This is a genomic window from Phaeocystidibacter marisrubri, assembly GCF_008933165.1.
Lineage (GTDB): Bacteria > Bacteroidota > Bacteroidia > Flavobacteriales > Schleiferiaceae > Phaeocystidibacter > Phaeocystidibacter marisrubri.
In genome coordinates this window covers 1,151,667-1,169,616 of the sequence record NZ_WBVQ01000001.1, presented here as the reverse complement: position 1 = coordinate 1,169,616, position 17,950 = coordinate 1,151,667, and the positions used below count along the sequence as shown (strand labels likewise).

The 17,950-nt window shown below is 43.6% G+C and carries 17 protein-coding genes; 8 read left to right on the top strand and 9 right to left on the bottom strand.

All coding sequences use genetic code 11. The annotated features are described in order from the left end of the window. Positions 1–23 precede the first annotated feature (23 nt). The gene (locus tag F8C82_RS05250; protein WP_170266162.1) at positions 24–1,124 is read right to left on the bottom strand and encodes a TlpA disulfide reductase family protein; all 1,101 of its coding nucleotides are present in this window, start codon (positions 1,122–1,124) and stop codon (positions 24–26) included. Positions 1,125–1,215: 91 nt separating this feature from the next. Here F8C82_RS05250 and F8C82_RS05245 point away from each other — a divergent pair, with 91 nt between their 5' ends. Together F8C82_RS05245 and sucD are read left to right on the top strand one after the other, a co-directional pair. Continuing rightward, positions 1,216–3,369 carry a S46 family peptidase gene (locus F8C82_RS05245; RefSeq protein ID WP_151692498.1) on the top strand — a complete coding sequence of 718 codons (2,154 nt, stop codon included), beginning with the start codon at positions 1,216–1,218 and terminating at the stop codon, positions 3,367–3,369. A 78-nt stretch (positions 3,370–3,447) separates the two neighbouring features. Next, complete coding sequence (sucD, locus tag F8C82_RS05240) at positions 3,448–4,317, top strand: succinate--CoA ligase subunit alpha (protein WP_151692497.1); 870 nt, start codon at positions 3,448–3,450, stop codon at positions 4,315–4,317. A gap of 576 nt (positions 4,318–4,893) precedes the next feature. On the opposite strand, the gene F8C82_RS05235 is transcribed toward sucD, so the two are convergent. Beyond that, entirely contained in the window at positions 4,894–5,622 is a 729-nt protein-coding gene (locus F8C82_RS05235; protein WP_223279449.1) for a M15 family metallopeptidase, read from the bottom strand. A gap of 140 nt (positions 5,623–5,762) precedes the next feature. On the opposite strand from F8C82_RS05235, the gene F8C82_RS05230 reads away from it, so the two are divergent. Next, a complete protein-coding gene (locus tag F8C82_RS05230; protein ID WP_151692496.1) occupies positions 5,763–6,785 on the top strand; it encodes a T9SS type A sorting domain-containing protein in 1,023 nt (340 codons plus the stop codon). A 185-nt stretch (positions 6,786–6,970) separates the two neighbouring features. Beyond that, positions 6,971–7,981, top strand: coding sequence for a T9SS type A sorting domain-containing protein (locus F8C82_RS05225; RefSeq protein WP_151692495.1), 1,011 nt, complete (start codon positions 6,971–6,973; stop codon positions 7,979–7,981). 48 nt (positions 7,982–8,029) lie between these two features. Here F8C82_RS05225 and xseB read toward each other — a convergent pair whose 3' ends face one another. From xseB to F8C82_RS05210, 3 genes are read right to left on the bottom strand one after another with little or no spacing between them, the layout of a single operon-like run. Then, entirely contained in the window at positions 8,030–8,236 is a 207-nt protein-coding gene (gene xseB, locus F8C82_RS05220; protein ID WP_151692494.1) for an exodeoxyribonuclease VII small subunit, read from the bottom strand. Further along, entirely contained in the window at positions 8,229–9,620 is a 1,392-nt protein-coding gene (gene xseA / locus F8C82_RS05215; RefSeq protein WP_151692493.1) for an exodeoxyribonuclease VII large subunit, read from the bottom strand. Before xseA ends, xseB begins: the two co-directional genes overlap by 8 nt. Further along, positions 9,621–9,977 (bottom strand): DUF4260 domain-containing protein, encoded by a 357-nt coding sequence (locus F8C82_RS05210; protein WP_151692492.1) that lies wholly within the window; start codon positions 9,975–9,977, stop codon positions 9,621–9,623. Between the two features lie 111 nt (positions 9,978–10,088). Here F8C82_RS05210 and F8C82_RS05205 point away from each other — a divergent pair, with 111 nt between their 5' ends. The 4 genes from F8C82_RS05205 to F8C82_RS05190 all read left to right on the top strand — a co-directional run bounded on the left by F8C82_RS05205 (position 10,089) and on the right by F8C82_RS05190 (position 13,846). Next, positions 10,089–11,099, top strand: a complete 1,011-nt coding sequence (locus F8C82_RS05205; RefSeq protein ID WP_151692491.1) for an SRPBCC family protein — start codon at positions 10,089–10,091, stop codon at positions 11,097–11,099. 103 nt (positions 11,100–11,202) lie between these two features. After that, positions 11,203–11,940 (top strand): DUF3575 domain-containing protein, encoded by a 738-nt coding sequence (locus F8C82_RS05200; protein WP_151692490.1) that lies wholly within the window; start codon positions 11,203–11,205, stop codon positions 11,938–11,940. Between the two features lie 91 nt (positions 11,941–12,031). Continuing rightward, positions 12,032–12,856: a 1-acyl-sn-glycerol-3-phosphate acyltransferase gene (locus tag F8C82_RS05195; protein ID WP_151692489.1), complete on the top strand. Its 825-nt coding sequence runs from the start codon at positions 12,032–12,034 to the stop codon at positions 12,854–12,856. Between the two features lie 6 nt (positions 12,857–12,862). Next, complete coding sequence (locus tag F8C82_RS05190; RefSeq protein WP_223279448.1) at positions 12,863–13,846, top strand: GNAT family N-acetyltransferase; 984 nt, start codon at positions 12,863–12,865, stop codon at positions 13,844–13,846. 166 nt (positions 13,847–14,012) lie between these two features. Here the strand turns inward: F8C82_RS05190 and F8C82_RS05185 are convergent, their stop codons facing one another. From F8C82_RS05185 to F8C82_RS05170, 4 genes are all read right to left on the bottom strand, one after another. Continuing rightward, positions 14,013–14,708 (bottom strand): DsbA family oxidoreductase, encoded by a 696-nt coding sequence (locus F8C82_RS05185; RefSeq protein WP_151692488.1) that lies wholly within the window; start codon positions 14,706–14,708, stop codon positions 14,013–14,015. Between the two features lie 113 nt (positions 14,709–14,821). After that, positions 14,822–17,050 (bottom strand): TonB-dependent receptor, encoded by a 2,229-nt coding sequence (locus tag F8C82_RS05180; protein WP_151692487.1) that lies wholly within the window; start codon positions 17,048–17,050, stop codon positions 14,822–14,824. Between the two features lie 3 nt (positions 17,051–17,053). Continuing rightward, on the bottom strand, positions 17,054–17,401 hold the full coding sequence (locus tag F8C82_RS05175) for a heavy-metal-associated domain-containing protein (protein ID WP_151692486.1): 348 nt from the start codon (positions 17,399–17,401) through the stop codon (positions 17,054–17,056). Positions 17,402–17,470: 69 nt separating this feature from the next. After that, positions 17,471–17,890, bottom strand: a complete 420-nt coding sequence (locus F8C82_RS05170) for an HYC_CC_PP family protein (RefSeq protein WP_151692485.1) — start codon at positions 17,888–17,890, stop codon at positions 17,471–17,473. Positions 17,891–17,950 lie beyond the last annotated feature (60 nt).

Sequence of the window (17,950 nt, the reverse complement as noted above, 5' to 3'; positions counted from 1 at the left end):
CCTTTCGATTCGCTTTTCAATGCTTATAGATGTGAATCTAACCAGTCCTGAAGCTCTTGTTCTCTCAGGTTCTTGGCGACAATGATTCCATTCTCGTCAATCATTACATTCTGTGGTATGGCTCGAACGGCATAAAGAGCTGCGCCTTCATTGCCCCAACCTTTCAGGTCGCTCATATGCGCCCAAGTGAGTTCGTCATCTTCAATGGCTTTTAGCCAGTTTGCTTTATTCTCATCGAGAGAAACACCAATAACTGTGAAACCATTATCCTTGTGCTTGTTGTAAGCGGCTACTACATTTGGGTTTTCAGCTCTACAAGGTCCACACCAAGATGCCCAGAAGTCAATGAGTGTATATCTTCCCAAATTCTCGCTCAAGTACATCGGCTTACCCGTGGTGTCATTCTGAGCAAAGTCTACGTAAGGCTCACCAATGGCAACGCGGTTTAGCGTTTCAATGCGGTTCTTCAACTCGCTTACGGCTTGTGCCTTACCGTACATTGCAGGAATATTAGCATAGATACTGTCTAACAACATTGGATCTGCATCGTACAGCTCGTTCAAAGCGATCTGAGCACCGAAGGCACCCGCTCCCTTTGCGATATCGGCCATATTTCGCTTGTTCTTTTCATAGAGGGCATCAGCTTGTTCAGAAAGATGAATGATGGTTATAGAATCTCCAATCGATTGCGCTTCTTCATAAGCGCTGCGCAACTTATTCATCTCCATGCTGAACTCCTTCTTAGCCGCTTGATAGGATGAAAAAGCCTCAGAATGACTTCCGCCTGCCACCGTGTATTCATACTCATCGGCAGATCCCGTAACGTTTATGGTGATATCGCCTTTATCGAGGAAGAGGTAAACCGGCTTTCGGATGGAATCAAACTTCACAAATACAGCACGCGGAGATTCAAGTGCAGCGGTGTAAAAAGAGACCGCACCCATTCTGATGTACGATGAATCGATGACGTGAATACCGGTATCTGTTGATTCTACAAGCTTCACCGTTTGATCGGAAATGCCTTCGAAAGTAAGATCTACATTTAATCCATTCTCAACTTTCTGCGGACCAGTTGAACAAGCCACAGCAAAAGCGAGAATCGGAAGTGCTATTAATTTTTTCATTTCGAGTGTATTTACACCAAAAATAGGCGTGATTCTTTCGTCACACAAACGCCCGTGTATCTTTGTACACTTCCAACTATAAAAAAGTACCATGAAGAGATTTCAAATCGTTCTTGCGGCGATGCTGCTTTCTGCGGTTGCTAGCGCGACTGAGGGCATGTGGTTGCCGTATATGCTGATGGGTCGTGAAGGCGATATGCAAGCCAAAGGCCTACAATTATCCGCCGAAGATATTTACAGTGTGAACAACGGCAGCTTGAAGGATGCCATTGTGAGCTTTGGTGGATTTTGTACGGGTGAGATCATCTCTGATGAAGGATTAGTATTGACGAATCATCACTGTGGTTACAGTGCCATTCAATCTCATTCCAGCGTTGAAAACAACTATTTGAGAGATGGATATTGGGCGATGGATCGCTCTCAAGAATTGCCAAACGACGGACTTTTTGTTCGATTCGTGAAGTACATCGAAGATGTAACTCCTCATATGTTGATGGGCGTGACCAATGATCTTACGGATGAAGAGAAGTCGGCTGTACTTCGCGCAAATGCCGAGTCTTTGATCTCCGATCACAAATCACGCAATGATTATGAATACGAAATCAAAGAGATTTTCTACGGAAATCAATTCATCATTATCGCTTCTGTGCGCTACACCGATGTACGTTTGGTAGGAGCTCCTCCTAGCAGCATTGGTAAGTATGGTGCCGATACCGACAACTGGGTGTGGCCGCGTCATACTGGCGATTTTAGCATGTTTCGCATTTATGCTGATGTGAACAATAATCCAGCGGATTACAGCGAGAGCAATGTTCCTTTTAAGCCATTCCGCAGTCTTGCGGTTTCACTTGCCGGAACAAAACCTGGCGACTTTACCATGGTATATGGCTTTCCAGGTAGAACCGAGGAATACTTGCCTGCTATTGCCGTAGAGCAAATGGTGGATGTGTTGAATCCGAATAAGATTGCCATTCGTGATATCATCTTAGAGGAAACCGGAAAATACATGCGTGCTGATGAGGCCATTAAAATTCAATACGCTTCCAAGTATGCCGGAACGGCGAACGCTTGGAAAAAGTGGATTGGTCAGGTTGAAGGAATTCAGCGCACACATGGAACTGATTCCATTCGCATTGCTGAAATTATGATTCAATACCAGCTTTCTAAAGATGCGAATCACTGGAAACAGTATGGTCATGTTCTACCTCAACTTGAGAAACTCTACGTACAGGCTTTGGATGCCTTTATTCAACGAGATCAGTTCATTGAAATTGGATATAGAGGAATTGAAGCCTTTCGTCAACTTTGGAGCATGCACGCATGGGTAGATCTAGCCGAGGAGGGGGATACAGCAGGTATTGAGGAGAATGCCGCTAAGTTATTGGGATCTCTTTCTAGCTTCTATAAAGATTACAACGCTTCAGTGGACAGCTCTGTAGCGACTTCGCTCATCACCCATTGGTTGATGTCTTCAAATGCAGGTGCTCCATTAGAAGCAAAACTCGTTTCTGGAGAGAATGGAATGCGCGCTGATGTTTCAACATGGTATACCGCAGATATGGTATTGCGCCCATCTCAGAGTAAGAGGGTTTTGGATGCCTTGGAGAACGATCCAGTGAGTTTGGCATATGAGATTTACAACAGTGAGATCTATGGAGCCATGAAGAGTGCATTTGATCACTATATCACCCAAGTAGCTCCTATTGCCAATGCCTATCAAGCTCAAATTGATGAATTGCAAAAGGAATTCATGGCGGCCCAAATGCTTGTTGGAGATGCGGAGAATCTCTATCCAGATGCCAACAGTACCATGCGTATTACTTATGGTCAAGTTGAGGGTTATCGTCCAGCCGACGCAGTGAGCTACAAGACTCATACCTACTTAGACGGCGTAATCGCCAAGTACGTTCCTGGAGATTATGAATTCGATCTTCCAGAGAGAGTACTTGAGCTTTACAATGAAAACAATTACGGACAGTATGCCGCGGAAAACGGACAGCTTCCAGTTTGTTTCATTGCTTCCAATCACACTTCGGGGGGGAACTCAGGTTCGCCAGCACTCAATGGAAAAGGGGAGTTGATTGGGTTGAACTTCGACCGTGTTTGGGAAGGCACAATGAGCGATGTTTACTTCGATCCGAGCATTTGTAGAAACATCATGGTAGACATTCGTTATGTACTCTGGGTAGTAGATGTATATGCCGGAGCAGGGCATCTTGTAGAGGAGATGAATATTGTTCGATAATTAAACGCAAACAAATTTCAGTTTTGAATTGCTGTTGGCTACTTTTGCCCTGCCTCAAAACCGAGAGACTATACAATCATGAGCGTACTCGTAAATAAAGAATCGAAAGTAATCGTACAAGGTTTCACCGGAAAGGAAGGAACCTTTCACGCAGAACAAATGATCGAATTCGGCACCAACGTGGTTGGTGGCGTTACACCAGGTAAAGGTGGTCAATCTCACCTAGATCGTCCTGTATTCAACACGGTAGCTGATGCTGTGAAGGAAACAGGTGCGGATGTATCTATCATTTTCGTTCCACCTGCATTTGCTGCTGACGGTATTATGGAAGCTGCTAACGCAGGGATCAAAGTAATCGTTGCCATCACTGAAGGTATCCCAGTTGCGGATATGATCAAAGTGAAGAATTACATCGCCAATAAAGACGTGACCTTGATCGGTCCAAACTGTCCAGGTGTAATTTCAGCAGGTCAAGCTAAAGTGGGTATCATGCCAGGCTTCGTTTTCAAAGAAGGTCGCATTGGTATCGTATCTAAGTCGGGTACTCTTACCTACGAAGCTGCAGATCAAATTGTAAAAGCAGGTTTGGGTATTTCTACGGCTATTGGTATTGGTGGTGATCCAATCATCGGAACCACTACTAAAGAAGCAGTTGAGCTTTTGATGAACGATCCAGACACCGACGGTATCGTAATGATCGGTGAAATTGGAGGTAACCTAGAAGCTATCGCTGCAAATTGGATCAAGGAGAATGGCACTAAGCCAGTTGTTGGTTTCATCGCTGGTGAAACGGCTCCTAAAGGTCGTACCATGGGTCACGCAGGTGCTATTGTTGGCGGTGCTGACGATACAGCTCAAGCAAAGAAAGCCATCATGAGAGATTGTGGAATCCACGTTGTAGATTCTCCAGCTATGATTGGACCTAAAATGGCAGAAATTATCGGCTAACCCCTGATAGTTCAACATATTGAATCCCTCGTCTTTTATAGGCGAGGGATTTTTTTTGCCTTGAAGTGCGGGAATTACGTATAGATTCGGGTATAAATACGGTTGTTGATGGTTTTTCTTCTCTTGACCTTTACACAAGTTATGACCAATACCTAAAACCTATGGCTAACCCAATTGATATCCTCTTTACCTCTCACAGCCACTTACTGGTTCCTGAATGTATGGATGCTTTCATTTTTGAAGATGAAGCGGACGAATTACAGGAACACCCTTTATTTATTTAATGCTAGTTAATTGGGGTTTAGCAAGGAACACATAAGTAGTAGTTATCACCATACACCTAACCAAGCTTGTGTTCCGGACAATGGCTGCTTTTGCAGCCATTTTTCTTTGGAATATGTCTGTGCGAAGATTCTGTAGTCCATACGAAACGGTTTCCTCCAGACGCTATGTTACTAGACAAACACTAAAACCATGAATGAAGAACTCTTTGTAAAGCACTATAGTGCGCTGCTTCCAGAGATGTATGCGCATGTGAATGAAGACTGTGACGAAGCGAATGAAGGGCCTTTACCTTCATGATTTCAGTTTAGGATTCTGCTCTCGTATGGATGGAAAGCTCAAATCCATAATCTTATATTCTTCCCAACCCGTATAGTCGAAGTGCCACCATTCTGAAGGATACACTGTAAATCCGTAGTGTTCCATTACCTGAATGAGCAAATCCCGATTGGCACTAACCAGACTGTCTTCTAGAGGAGTGCTGGGATGTGCTGCGATGGAGAAATCGTCATAATCCGTGGGCATGTTCAAGTATCGGCCATCCGCTAATTTGTATAGAGAGAGGTCTACAGCACATCCTCTGTTGTGCCGACTACCACTGTATGGCGAAGCAACGTAATTCGTGTCGCCATATACTTCATAGAATTTTACAGTAGCTGAATAGGGGCGATAAGCATCAAATACCACAATTCCCAAACCGTGCTTCTCCAGCGAATCCTCGATCTCTACCAATTGATGCGCTACTGGAAGTCGAACAAAAGCACCTGGACCTTCAGTGTAAATAATAGATTCTGTGAAATTATTGGCCGTGGCATAGCGTATGTCTAAAACGACGTTACTCAGAATAGAATCCAATTCTACCAGTTGGTTATCTCTATTTTCCTCAACACTTTCGATGTAAGAACTCGGTTCGTAAATAGGAGTGATGCCGTATTTATACTCATGATGATTCGTACAGCTTCCCATCCATACAGCGCAGAATAGAAGGTAGTGAACATGTGTTTTACGAGTGAAAAGGCTCATCCCAATTGTTAATGTTTCGTTAGTTCCTTCAGCAAGATAACAAGCGAAATGTTCTTATTGTAATATTGATTCATCAAGACCAAAACACAAGCAAGTTGGCACGTGATTTGCCTGTAGATGAGCACTAACTTTTTAACAAAATGAGAACACTTTTACTACTTGCTTTGCTTCCGCTCGGCGTGAACGCGCAAGACATCAACCCATCAAAAGGCGATTTCGATTTGGGGGACTACCAATTGGAATCCAACAACAAAGCTTTTTATTACGTATTCCAGCAATCCACTTCAACGTATTCTGATTTGACGAATGCAGACTTTACCCTGAATGGTGCTTGGGACGATCCAGAAATTACCGTAGAAACTCCATTTGGAACAGATTATCTCGGTGTTCAAACCGATAGTATGCAAATGGGATTGGGTTCTATGATGGTTGGATTGAATTATTCGAATGGAGATGCTTTGATCCTTTCACCAGTAACCGCCGATTTGATTGATTTAGACGGCCTCGGAGGTGGAACAGGTCAATCGCCAATTAGCTACAAAGTAGAAGGTACCAGTCCAAACCGCATCTTTAAAATGGAATGGAAGAATGCTGGATTCTATATCGAAGGAGATTATGCCGGAGCTTTGACCAGTTCTGCAAATATTCAACTTTGGTTGTACGAAGATGAAACGGTAGAATTCCATTTTGGCCCAAGTAACCTCTCAACAGAGCTAGTTGACTCACTTCTCGTAAATGATGAGTTGGTGTCTGTGGCTACTGAGATTGATTTTATCACGGAGGCCTTCTTGAATTCCCACTTCATCACTGGAAATCCATCTGCAGCTGCCCTAAGCGATTCTTACGGTTCACTAACGGCATGGCCTGCGAATGGCACAGTGTACACGCTAGGTAAGTCGGGAATTGGTTTCGATGAGCAAACACAACCTCTTCTTGTTGAGTTGTATCCCAACCCTGCTACGAGCGAATTACGCGTTCGCTGTGAAGATGGAAAGAGCTTTACCGTTGAGTTGATCGATTTAAGTGGTCAAGTGGTTCGGAGAGGAACCATCAACGCAACCGATGCGATGAGCTTAAATGGTATTTCATCAGGACTATACCTCACCAAAATCACCGATGTGAAAACAGGTGAGATTGTAACGAGAAGACTTGTTGTAAAATAAGTTGAGTTGTTCAGGAACGGAACGCCGGTGCAATTGCATCGGCGTTTTTTTTATCCCTATGAACGAATTGTTAAGATTGACTTTGTGAGTGAATGCTTTGACTGATTGAATGCTGAATCTTCGCATTTGATTTTCAATAATTTAGTGTAGCCTTACTTTGAGGTGTAAATCCAATAAATCGACCTATGAAAAAAGCCTTACTCATGCTCCTGTTACCGCTGTCCGCTATGTCACAGGAGGACAAGAAACCCGCCCATTCCTTCGCTCAATCCGTTAAAGTGGAGTCTTCTTCAAAAGCCTTTTTGTACGTTTTTCAGCAAACAACTGGACCGTATAGCGATATCGTCAATCCAGATTATGTTTATCCAGGAGGGGTATGGGATGATCCTGACATCCAAATCACATGTCCATTTCCAAACACCAACTTTGCAGGAGCTACGTATGACTCACTGTATATGGATTGGGGAGCCAATTTAATTGGCTTCAATTTCACTACTGGGCATGAACTCTACTTGGCTGCCACCAGTGCCGACTTATTGGATAGAGGTTATCCAACCACTACATCTCAATCCACCATTAGTTATGTGATCGAAGGTGCATCTCCAAACCGCGTTTTTAAAATGGAATGGAAAAACGCTGGGTTTTTTGATGGTATCATAGGTGGTTCGTCAACTGATTTTACCAATACTCAGATTTGGATGAGAGAAAATGGTGCTATTGAGATGCACTTCGGATTGGTGAATGTGAGCAGCACACTTAATGATACGCTGTTGTTCTATGGTGAATTATTGACCGGTTTCGGGGTAGAGGATATGTCGGGTAACCTAACGGGATTGCACCTTTTGGAAGGAAACCCAGCCAATCCGGTATTGACCGATAATATTGAATATCTGGATGAATACCCAGCAAGTGGAACTATCTACCTATTCACTTATCCTATCTCGATTGATGAAGAGAACACCATTGTATTGGATGTTTATCCCAATCCGGCTGTAAGCGAATTGCGCATTAATGCAGAGGATGGTAAGCGCTTCAGCGTGCGTCTTATGGATGTCTCTGGTCAGTTGGTGAAAGAGGTTCAAATGAACAATACAAACGTTTTAGACATTTCTGGACTTCCAAGAGGTGTGTATATCGCAACGCTCAGTGATGTGGATACAGATTTTATGGAAACCATTCGTTTGGTACTTCAATAAGTGAAAGTGCTAAACTACGATACTAAATCCCGCCCAGTGCGGGATTTTTTATTGGTCAAGGCCAAGGTCCTTTAGAATTTCTTCAACCTTCTTTTCGGTTTGATCGAGTCGCTCGTAGCAGTATTTTATCAGGATGCTTGCACGCTCTACACTTGCGGCAAGTTCATCTACACCAATCTCCCCAGATTTCATTCGTTGTAGAATGATATCCAATTCGTTAGAGGCGGATTCGTATGTCAGTTTTTCCTTAGCCATTCTTAGCGGTTACTTTTTTTATTTCTGATTCTAACCAGGCAGAGGCGGTTTCAATTTGAATGAATTCCCCGGCTTTGAGTTGTTCTGGTTTCATGACAATCTGATCTTCTTTTCGAAGTAACGTATATCCTCTTTTTAAGGTGTTGGAAGGTTGGTAAACTTCCACCAATTCTTTGGTCATGTTTAGGTTGTGGGTAGATCGAACCAAGATCTCCTTGGCAAAGCGATCCATGTTTCCCACACTTAGTTTTAATGCGTGTTTCCCGTTCTCGGCAATTCGTTTTGCTTCGTGGCCAAGGTGATCTGCACGGTAGCGCTGACTTTCAGATTCGCGCTTGAGCCGTCTTTCGGCTTGATGGCCAATTTGCTGGGAAACTTCACTAAGTACAATTCTCTGGGCCGATTGAACTTCCCGAGATATACGAACAATGTTTTGTGATCTATCGTTCAGAAGCGACTTAGATCGCTCCACAAAAGCTCGGTAGTATTCCATTATCGATTGGTAGCGCGTGGAAACTTCAATCTCAAATTCTCTCGCTCTTTCTACAATCCATGCACCAACAGCAGAAGGTGTTTTCAAACTGATACAAGCCCATTCATCGACTACTGTTCGGTCGGTTTCATGACCTATTCCGACGATGAAAGGTAGTTTTGACTGGGCCAATGTGGCATTCAATTTATAGTGATTGAACACATCTAAATCTAAGGTGGCACCACCACCTCGAATGAGAATGATCGCATCGTATTCCGAAGGGTCGATGGACTGAAATGCCGATAGAATGGTATTCGCGGCTCCCTTTCCTTGCACCGAGGCCTTGAAGTGCGTCCACTTAAAGTGATAACCGTAGTTGTTCCTTGACAGCTGTTCAATTAGATCCGCAAATCCAGCACTCCCTTCGGCTGCAATAATGGCCAAGCGTTGAATAACGGGTGGTAAGTGTAGCTGCTTATTGAGGTGTAAGAGCCGTTCTTTATGTAGCCGGGCAATGCATTCTCGCCTGCGCTTCTCAACCTCTCCCAAAGCAAAATCCGGATCTACATCCGAAATCTGGAGTGATAGTCCGAATACAGGATGGTAGACCGCTCGTGCCAAGCAGAGAATTTCTCGACCATTTTCTAAATGTTCGGCCACGTTGATTTTAGAACGCAGGAAGATCGCTTCAGCATTTCCACGCCATATCACCGCTCTGCATCGGGCAATTTGAGATCCGTTACGCTCTTCTACCAAATCAAAGTAAAGGTGACCACTTCCATGATTCTTGAAAGAACTCACTTCTGCGCGCACCCACACTTCGTGTGGAGTGATCTGCTCCTCAAACAACTCAGAAATTCGTCCGAGTAATCGCGAGAGGGATACACTTCTCTTTGGATAGTCTTCACGCATCTAGTCTACTTTTCCTATCATTCCCAAATGGGTATGTTTGAAGTTGTCGGGGTACTTTAAGCCATAGCCAAAGAATCGATCCATGGCGCTGTGAGAGAATAAAATTATGCCGGTCAAAAGTACGTAGTCATCTACCAAGTAAAAACCAAAAGCAGCTACAAGTAGGGCAATTCCTTTGTGGTGAAAGAGATTGTAGAGTGTGGCTCCCGTTTTTGGTCCAGCGATGTATCCAATCATACCGATATCTGGAAGCAGTAGGAGTGCCCAAAAGAGCCACCAATCGTATCCAAGTTGTAGCGTCAATAGAAATCCAAAGATCCATTGAGCAAACTCTTCTATTCGTACTAAGGTCTTCATAATGTAAGGGGTAAAGGTGGATTTTGTTGGTTGTTGATGAAGATACATAGAATAGCTCAAGTTTTATTTTGGTATTTTCACATCCCTTAACAACCTAAACAGAATGACGTTATGAAAGCACTAAAAATACTGGGAATCATTATTGGGGTTTTGATTCTCCTAGGCGTAATCGGAAGTTACATTCCCTCTAGTTTTGATGTGACACGAAGCGCAACCATCGATGCTCCCAAGGATCAAATCATGTCTCAAGTAGTTGATCTTAATGACTTTGCCGAGTGGAATCCTTGGAGTGAAGGAGACACAACTATGAGCATTGAAGTGATGGGAGAACCCGCAACTATTGGTCATAAGTACACTTGGTCATCTGAAACCCAAGGTGATGGAGAAATGGAGATCACAGATATTGATGGATCTGAAGTGACCTTCCAGCTGATTTTCAGTATGGATCCAGATAATGTATCGCACACTACTTTCTCGTTTGAAGAAGTGGAAGGTGGTACTTTGGTTTCTTGGCATATGGAAGGCGAAACTGCTCTCATTTGGTCGTACTTGATGGATGTGACCTTAGGCACCAGTTTTGAAAAAGGTCTTGCTAATTTGAAGAATAGAGTAGATGCAATGGAAGTTGAACCCGTTTTTGAAATTGTGGAAATTGATTTGCCGGAAACACATTATCTCATTCACAGAGAAGAGATTAGCATGAGTGATATGGAGTCATTCTTCACTACTCACTTTGGTGCACTTTTTGGCGGACTTACTGCTGCAGGAATTGAACCCGCTTCTATGCCTAGTGCTTTGTACTGGACATGGGATATGGAGAATGAAAAGAGTGATTTGGCAGCTGCTGTGGCCGTTGCAAGTCCGGATGTGACACTTGAAGGCTATGAGCTATTTACTGTTCCAGCGAGTAAGGCGTTGCAGATTCACTACTACGGTCCGTATGAAGGTGTAGGTGATGCACATATGGCTTTGGACGCTTATATCTTGGAGAATAACCTAGACTATGGCTCTCCGGTTATGGAAGAATACGCTAATGATCCTGCAGAAGTGGCTCCAGAGGAAATTCTAACCATTGTTACATATCCTATCGCACACAAAATGGATTCTTCAGAGGAGATGTAAGAATCATCAAGGAAAAGAAACTATTGCGCGGTCCCTTGGGCCGCGCATTTTTTTTGTCTAGCTCTCACTTTAAAAATCGAGTGTTGAAGAGTATCTTCACGATATGAAACGATTTCTGCTGTTCTCGTTGGCTATTCTTTCTTTTGGTACGACATCTGCGCAGAGCGAAGACCACTCTAAGAACAATGTGATTCGCTGGAATATGACGCCAACACTCATCTCTGGAACAGGAAGTTGGGTGTTTGGATATGAGCGCGTTCTTTCTGATTCTCGTTCCATCTCCACCAACATAGGTCGAATTCAGTTTCCATTGATCTCCTCTTTTATCAAGGGAGACCTAGCTTACAAGAGCACATCTAAGAATAACGGCTTGAGCTTCTCAGCAGATTATCGATTCTACCTGACCAGCAGAAATAAGCGTTCAGCGCCCGATGGAGTTTATACTGCTCCCTTTTTGCTGTATTATAATTTCGACTTAGAGCATCAATTTGGGTATCCAACCAACCAAGGTGTGGAGTACGTTGGAATTGGAACCGATATCAATGCCATAACTGCGGGAGTAGAGTTGGGATATCAATTTGTATTTGATGAGCGATGGACCGTAGATCTTATTTTTATTGGACCTTGCTTTGGCTTGTATACGGTAAATGCTGGGATAGAGGGAGATTTGCCCAATAACATTACAGAGTCTGAAGCGTGGAGTACAGCCCGAGATTTCCTGTTGAATAGTTATCCAGGGGTGGTGGACCATTTTGAAAATGGGACTTTTAGCAAATCGGGAAGATCGAAATCTTGGGGTTTTAATTTTAGATATGTGCTTCAGGTTGGATATCGCTTCTGAGTATTAACAATCAAAGATGAATAACTGGGGTTTAATCCTGCATTAATACGGTGTTGTAAATACTTACATTTGCCATTCAGAATAAAGAGACGTGAGTACTCCTGCCAAGTATATCGACCTAAAACAAGTTGTTGCCAACAAGAGTCCAAAGTTGGCCAAATGGCTACCAGGATTCATCGTGAACTACCTCAAGAGAGTGATTCACGAAGATGATTTGAATCGTGCTATGCGTGATTTTGGTCATCTACACGGAGTAGAATTCGTAAATGCTTGTATTGAACACCTTGGTGCAACGGTAGAAGTGAAGGGTTTGGAGAACCTTCCTAAGGAAGGAGGCGTTATCCTAGCAGCAAATCACCCTTTAGGTGGACTTGATGGAATTGCCTTCATGCAAGCCGTAGGTAGAGTTCGCAGCGATATGCAGTTTTTGGTAAACGACATTCTGTTGAGCGTTGAAAATTTCCAACCGCTCTTTATTCCTGTAAATAAGCATGGTTCTAATCCAAGGGCAGCACTTAAGATGATTGACGATGCATATGCGTCTGATTCTGCCGTAATGGTTTTCCCTGCTGGATTGGTTTCGAGAAAGATTGATGGCATCGTTCAAGATTTAGAATGGACAAAGAGCTTCATTAGCAAGGCCATTCGCTATCAAAAGGATGTGATTCCTGTTCATATCGGAGGTCGAAACTCGAACTGGTTTTACAATTTGTCCAAGTTTAGAAGATTCATTGGTTTGAAAGCCAATATCGAAATGCTATACCTACCGGATGAGATGTACAAGCAACAAGGTCAAACGATAACCTTGACCTTTGGGAAGCCGATTCCTGCTTCCACCTTTGACAAGACAAAATCCCAACAAGATTGGGCCAACTATGTTAGAGAGCAGATGTATGCTCTTAACGATACAAAATAAGCACCCATGAAAATGGAGGAGATTGCGCCGGCAGCAGATCCGGCCTTAGTACGAGCTGAACTTACCGAAAAGACATTTCTTCGTTATACCAATAAGGGGAAGAATGAAGTGTATATCGTTTCCGCTCACGAAGCTCCGAATGTAATGCATGAGGTAGGTCGATTGCGAGAAGAAGCGTTCCGCGCCGCTGGTGGTGGTACTGGGAAAGCTTTGGACATCGACCAATACGACACTTCTGAGTTTCCATACCTACAACTCGTTGTGTGGAGTCCAGAGCTCAAAGAAATTATGGCAGGCTATCGCTTGCTTGATTGCCGTGAACTCGTAAAGAGAGGCGGTGATTTGAAGTTGTTGGCCACTTCGCATCTCTTTGAATTTAGCGAGGAATTTATTCGCGATTATTTGCCGAATACACTGGAACTTGGACGCTCTTTTGTTCAGCCTAAATTCCAAAAAGGAGTAGAGGCTAAGAAGGGACTCTTCGCACTAGACAACCTCTGGGATGGTTTAGGGGGATTAATCGCAAGAGAGAAAGACCTAAAGTATTTGTTGGGTAAGGTAACCATGTACCCATCGTATGATAAAGATGCGCGCAATGCTCTTTTGGGCTTTTTAGCCGTCTTTTTTCCAGATCCTGATAACTTGATGAAACCCTACCAGCAGTTGGTTCCCGTTGAAGATCTTCAGCCGTGGATTGACAAGTTTACAGGTAGAGAATACAAGGAAGCCTATGTGGAGTTGAATTCTTTTGTCCGTTCCAAGGATCTCACCATTCCGCCACTCATCAATAGCTACATGAATTTATCGGATACCATGCACACTTTTGGTACCATGCTTAACGACGAGTTTGGAGATGTAGAGGAGACAGGGATTTTGGTTTATACCGATGACGTGTATGCTCCAAAGTACGATCGCCATATGGGCACGTACGAAAGAGACTGTCATTACGGTAAGCCATTTTGGGCGGAGAACCCAGAAGTGAAAAGCTAGACTTTAGACATTCCGTCTATCTATCTCTTTTCTACTGCTATTGCAGTCTTGTGAAAAATGTCATTCCCGAATAGTAAATGGGAAGATCAGCTGCAGAAGGGTGGGAGTACGACATTGGGATTCGTTTTTGAAGACCAATCACCAACATCGTACCTACCATCAAATCTTAACAATTTGGATCGTCTACGCTACACGCGTCGCCATCCTGTTGGTTCACTATTTCAATATTGCTTTCCTCCATTGCTTTTTGAACAGCACCACGGAAGGTTTCCATGGGTTGAGCACCAGATACGGCAAACTTGCGGTTGAAGACAAAGAATGGAACGCCTCGAACACCGAGTTGTCCAGCTTCCTGAATATCCGACTTAAAGTCGTACGCCAATTCTTCTGATTGTAGGGCTTCTTTGGATTTCGCAGCATCCAAACCAACTTCTTCTGCTAATTCAAGTAATACTTCTTCTCGGTTGAGGTCTTTTCCCTCAAGGAAGTACGCACGCATCAAGCGTTCTTTCAAACGGTTCTGGTTGCCTGAATCTTTGGCGAGATGAAGTAGGAGGTGAGCTTTCTTCGTGTTTGCTACAATGGCTTTGTCAAATTGGAAGTGAATGTCATCTTCCAATCCTTTTTCAGAAACGTAGTCGCTTAACTTAGCAGCTTCCTCCATAGAAATCCCCTTGCTTTCAGATAGGTACTGATTAAGGGGTTTTCCTGCGTGCATCTCCGCATTGGGATCCAATTGAAAACTCTTCCATTCGATGAGATCAACCAAGTTCGGATCAATTTCCTTCAATGCATTCTCTAAGCGCACTTTTCCTATATAACAGAACGGACACACTACGTCCGACCAAACTTCAATTTTCATAGCGATAAAATTTCGTGCAAAGTTACTGAAGTTGTAACATTGAAAAGAAGCTTAAGTTCAAAAAGAAAGCCCGACGCTTTGTCGGGCTATCCAGTGTAATGTACTGCGAGTAATTAAATAGTTTTCAGCTTGTAATAGAATCCAGCATAAATCATTCTACCAAAAATAGGAGCGTAAACACGGTTGGTTTCAAAGGAGGTGTCATACGGATTCTCTGCATTCAAAATAGGGTTCTCTTGCTTGTAGTTAAGAATGTTGTCCACTCCAACATAGGCTTCCCATTGCTTTCCAAATGACTTGTTTACTTGCATGTTAATGGTAATGTAATCCGGGCTCTTGTCTGCGTCTCGCATCTCTGCTGGATAATAACTTGTACTCAATAAGCGACGGGAACCATACCAGTTAAAAGTGACATCCACTTTCCACGTTTCCGTGATACCGTAGGCGGTGTTCACAAATGCTCTTGATTCTGGAATTCCATATGCATAATGCTTACCATCGGCAAAAGCGTCTACGGACTTGAGGTATTTGTAAGCCAATCTGACATCAAAACGTTCGATAGGAGAGAAGTCCAACTGTGCCAGAACACTTGTACTATTGCTTCCACTTGAATAATAGAAGCCTGTGAGGTAAGGGCTGAGATCGTAATCCGTAATGAGCTTGTTGTTGAACCAAGTATAGAAGCCATCCACACTAAACGTAGCACCTCTTTCAAAGAGGAGGAATTGCTCTGTCCAGCTTACGCCCATGTTCCATGCAATTTCTGCTTCATAAGGGTTTACGTGAATTCTGAACTGTCTACCAGAAGCTAGAGCGTTCATAGATTCGGTAATCAAGTTAGCCGTACGCTGACCTCTACCGCCGCCCAATCGGAGTGTGGTTGACTTACGAGGCACATACTTCACGTTTGCACGCGGAGTCACAATCCAGTTGAACATACTGCTGTAGTCTACTCGCGTTCCTAGAACAATGGTCCACGGACCTTCGTCGGCGTAGGTGTATTCAAAGAAGGCACCTGGTATGGTTTCCGTTCGTTGATAGTCCAGCGAAGTTGTCCCATATAAAAGGAGGTCTTCACCAACGCGATCATACTGGAAGCTCAGTCCCGTTTTAAACGTGTTTAGATCATTCCCTAAAGCATCTTGATATATCACATTTAAGTATGCCGACTGTTGTTGAGAGTGAACTTGATTTAAGCCCATTACTGCAAGACGATCTTGATAGGAAGCGTTGTACACAATTCCCAAGCTGCGAGTGGAGCTGTTGGGGTCTACCCAACCGTTCTTGCCAAAAAACTCATACCGGTCGTTTTGTTGATTGTAGATCCACGGTTGTTCGGTAGGTTCAGGAGTGAAAACGCTTTCTACCTGTCCACTTCTACGTGTATCAGAAGTAATGCTGAAACCCGCTTGACCGCCCCAGCCGTTATTGAGGAGATACTTCCATCGGTTGTGAAGATTGAACTGTTCACCAGTGGGCATGTCGGCAAAAGAATCACCATTCTTGTCTTGGGCAAAGGGAACATTACTGTAATGCGCGAGGATTCCAGTTTCTACTTTTTCTGAAACAGGGGTAGTCACCCATACGTTCGATTCTAGTCGAGCGCCCTGGTTGACAAATCCATTGACATGAAGATCAAACTCCTCTGAGTTTGCCTTCATATATTCCACGTTGATTTGCCCGCTAATGCTTTCATATCCGTTCACCACAGAACTCAATCCCTTGGTGAGTTGGATGGACTCAACGAAGGGACCAGGAATGAAGGTGAGACCACTTGACGAATTAATGCCGCGTGCGAATGGAATATTCTCTCGTTGAATCAACACATATTTTCCAGATAATCCGAGCATTTCAATTTGGCGAGTTCCCGTCACCGCATCGGTAAAGCTCACATCTACAGAAGCATTGGTTTCAAAGCTCTCGCTGAGATTACAGCAAGCCGCCTTTCGGAGTTCAGATTGATTGATGTTGAGTTGGTGTGATGCTGCACTGAGGTTGATGGCTGTTTCTTTTGCCTGTCCTGTAACCACAACATCGTTGAGTTCAGAAGACTCTGGTTTTAGTTTAAAATTGATTTCACCTGTTCTAAAAATGACGGATTGCATTTGCATATCATAACCAAAGGCATGAGCCATCAGTTGAGTAGAACCGTTGGGCCTTGACGTTTCGAATTTGCCGTCTAAATCAGTGGTTACCTTTATTTCGGTTCCCTGCCAATGCAGAACCGCTCCGGGAATAGGTGCTCCGTCTTGTGCGTCGAGCACTTGACCCGTAATTTGAGCATGAGAAACACTTGCCGCAGCTAGAGCTACGGCAAGTGCTAAAAATTGAATGTACTTCATGAATTAGTGACTAGCCTGAACTTCAGGGTCACGGTACTTGCAACAGCCATGCAAACCTTCATATGCATTTTCCGGAGCAGCAGAAAATTCGGTGTCGTATCCTGAATCATTGATGGCTTTGTTGATCTCGTCGATTGAAACAATAGAAGGTTCAAATGAGATTTGAATGATCTTGGTTTCAGGTGACCAACTTGCGGTTTCAACACCGTCGATGTCACAAGCATTTTCAATGGTTCTTTGACACATTCCACAAACGCCGTTTACAGTGAATGTGGTGTCGGTTGTCTGAGCAAAAGATACAGTGCTAATGGTAAGTGCAGCTACTGCGAAAAGGGTTTTGAGAGTTCTCATGATATTTAACTTGTTTGTTTGTAATTCACTTAATTCTAGCTCAATAGTTGAGCATTGTTCAAGTGCAAGTTAAATGAGAAAACGCTGAACGCGAACGAGAATGTCTCGACCAGATAAGGGAGGTGCGTTAGCGTGAGTATAGGATTTTGGAGTTTCAGATGTTGAATGGAAAGTAATAGCAAAGGGCTGAATGTAATCGGCTATTGCCTCACTGCCAATGGAAACCTTAGAAGAGGAAAGGGGCGCATCGGTCCCTTCTATCATTTGGTATTCCAAAGAGCAACACGAGCCTTTCTTTAGACAGCTTTCGTTGGATGGAAATTCAATGGATGATCCCTTCTTAGGACAACAAGTTTCATCAAGCTCTAGCAAAGAAACTTCTTTCAAAGTATCTCCACAGTAATGATAAACCAAACGCACACCTACAGCCGATAGCTGAATGGAAGCGATGAGGATAAATCCAAGCGTTATATGAAGAGCCTTTTTCATTGGATAAGCCAAATGTAGGTAGAACGAATATACATTCAAAATGCGCAGCGACTCATCACG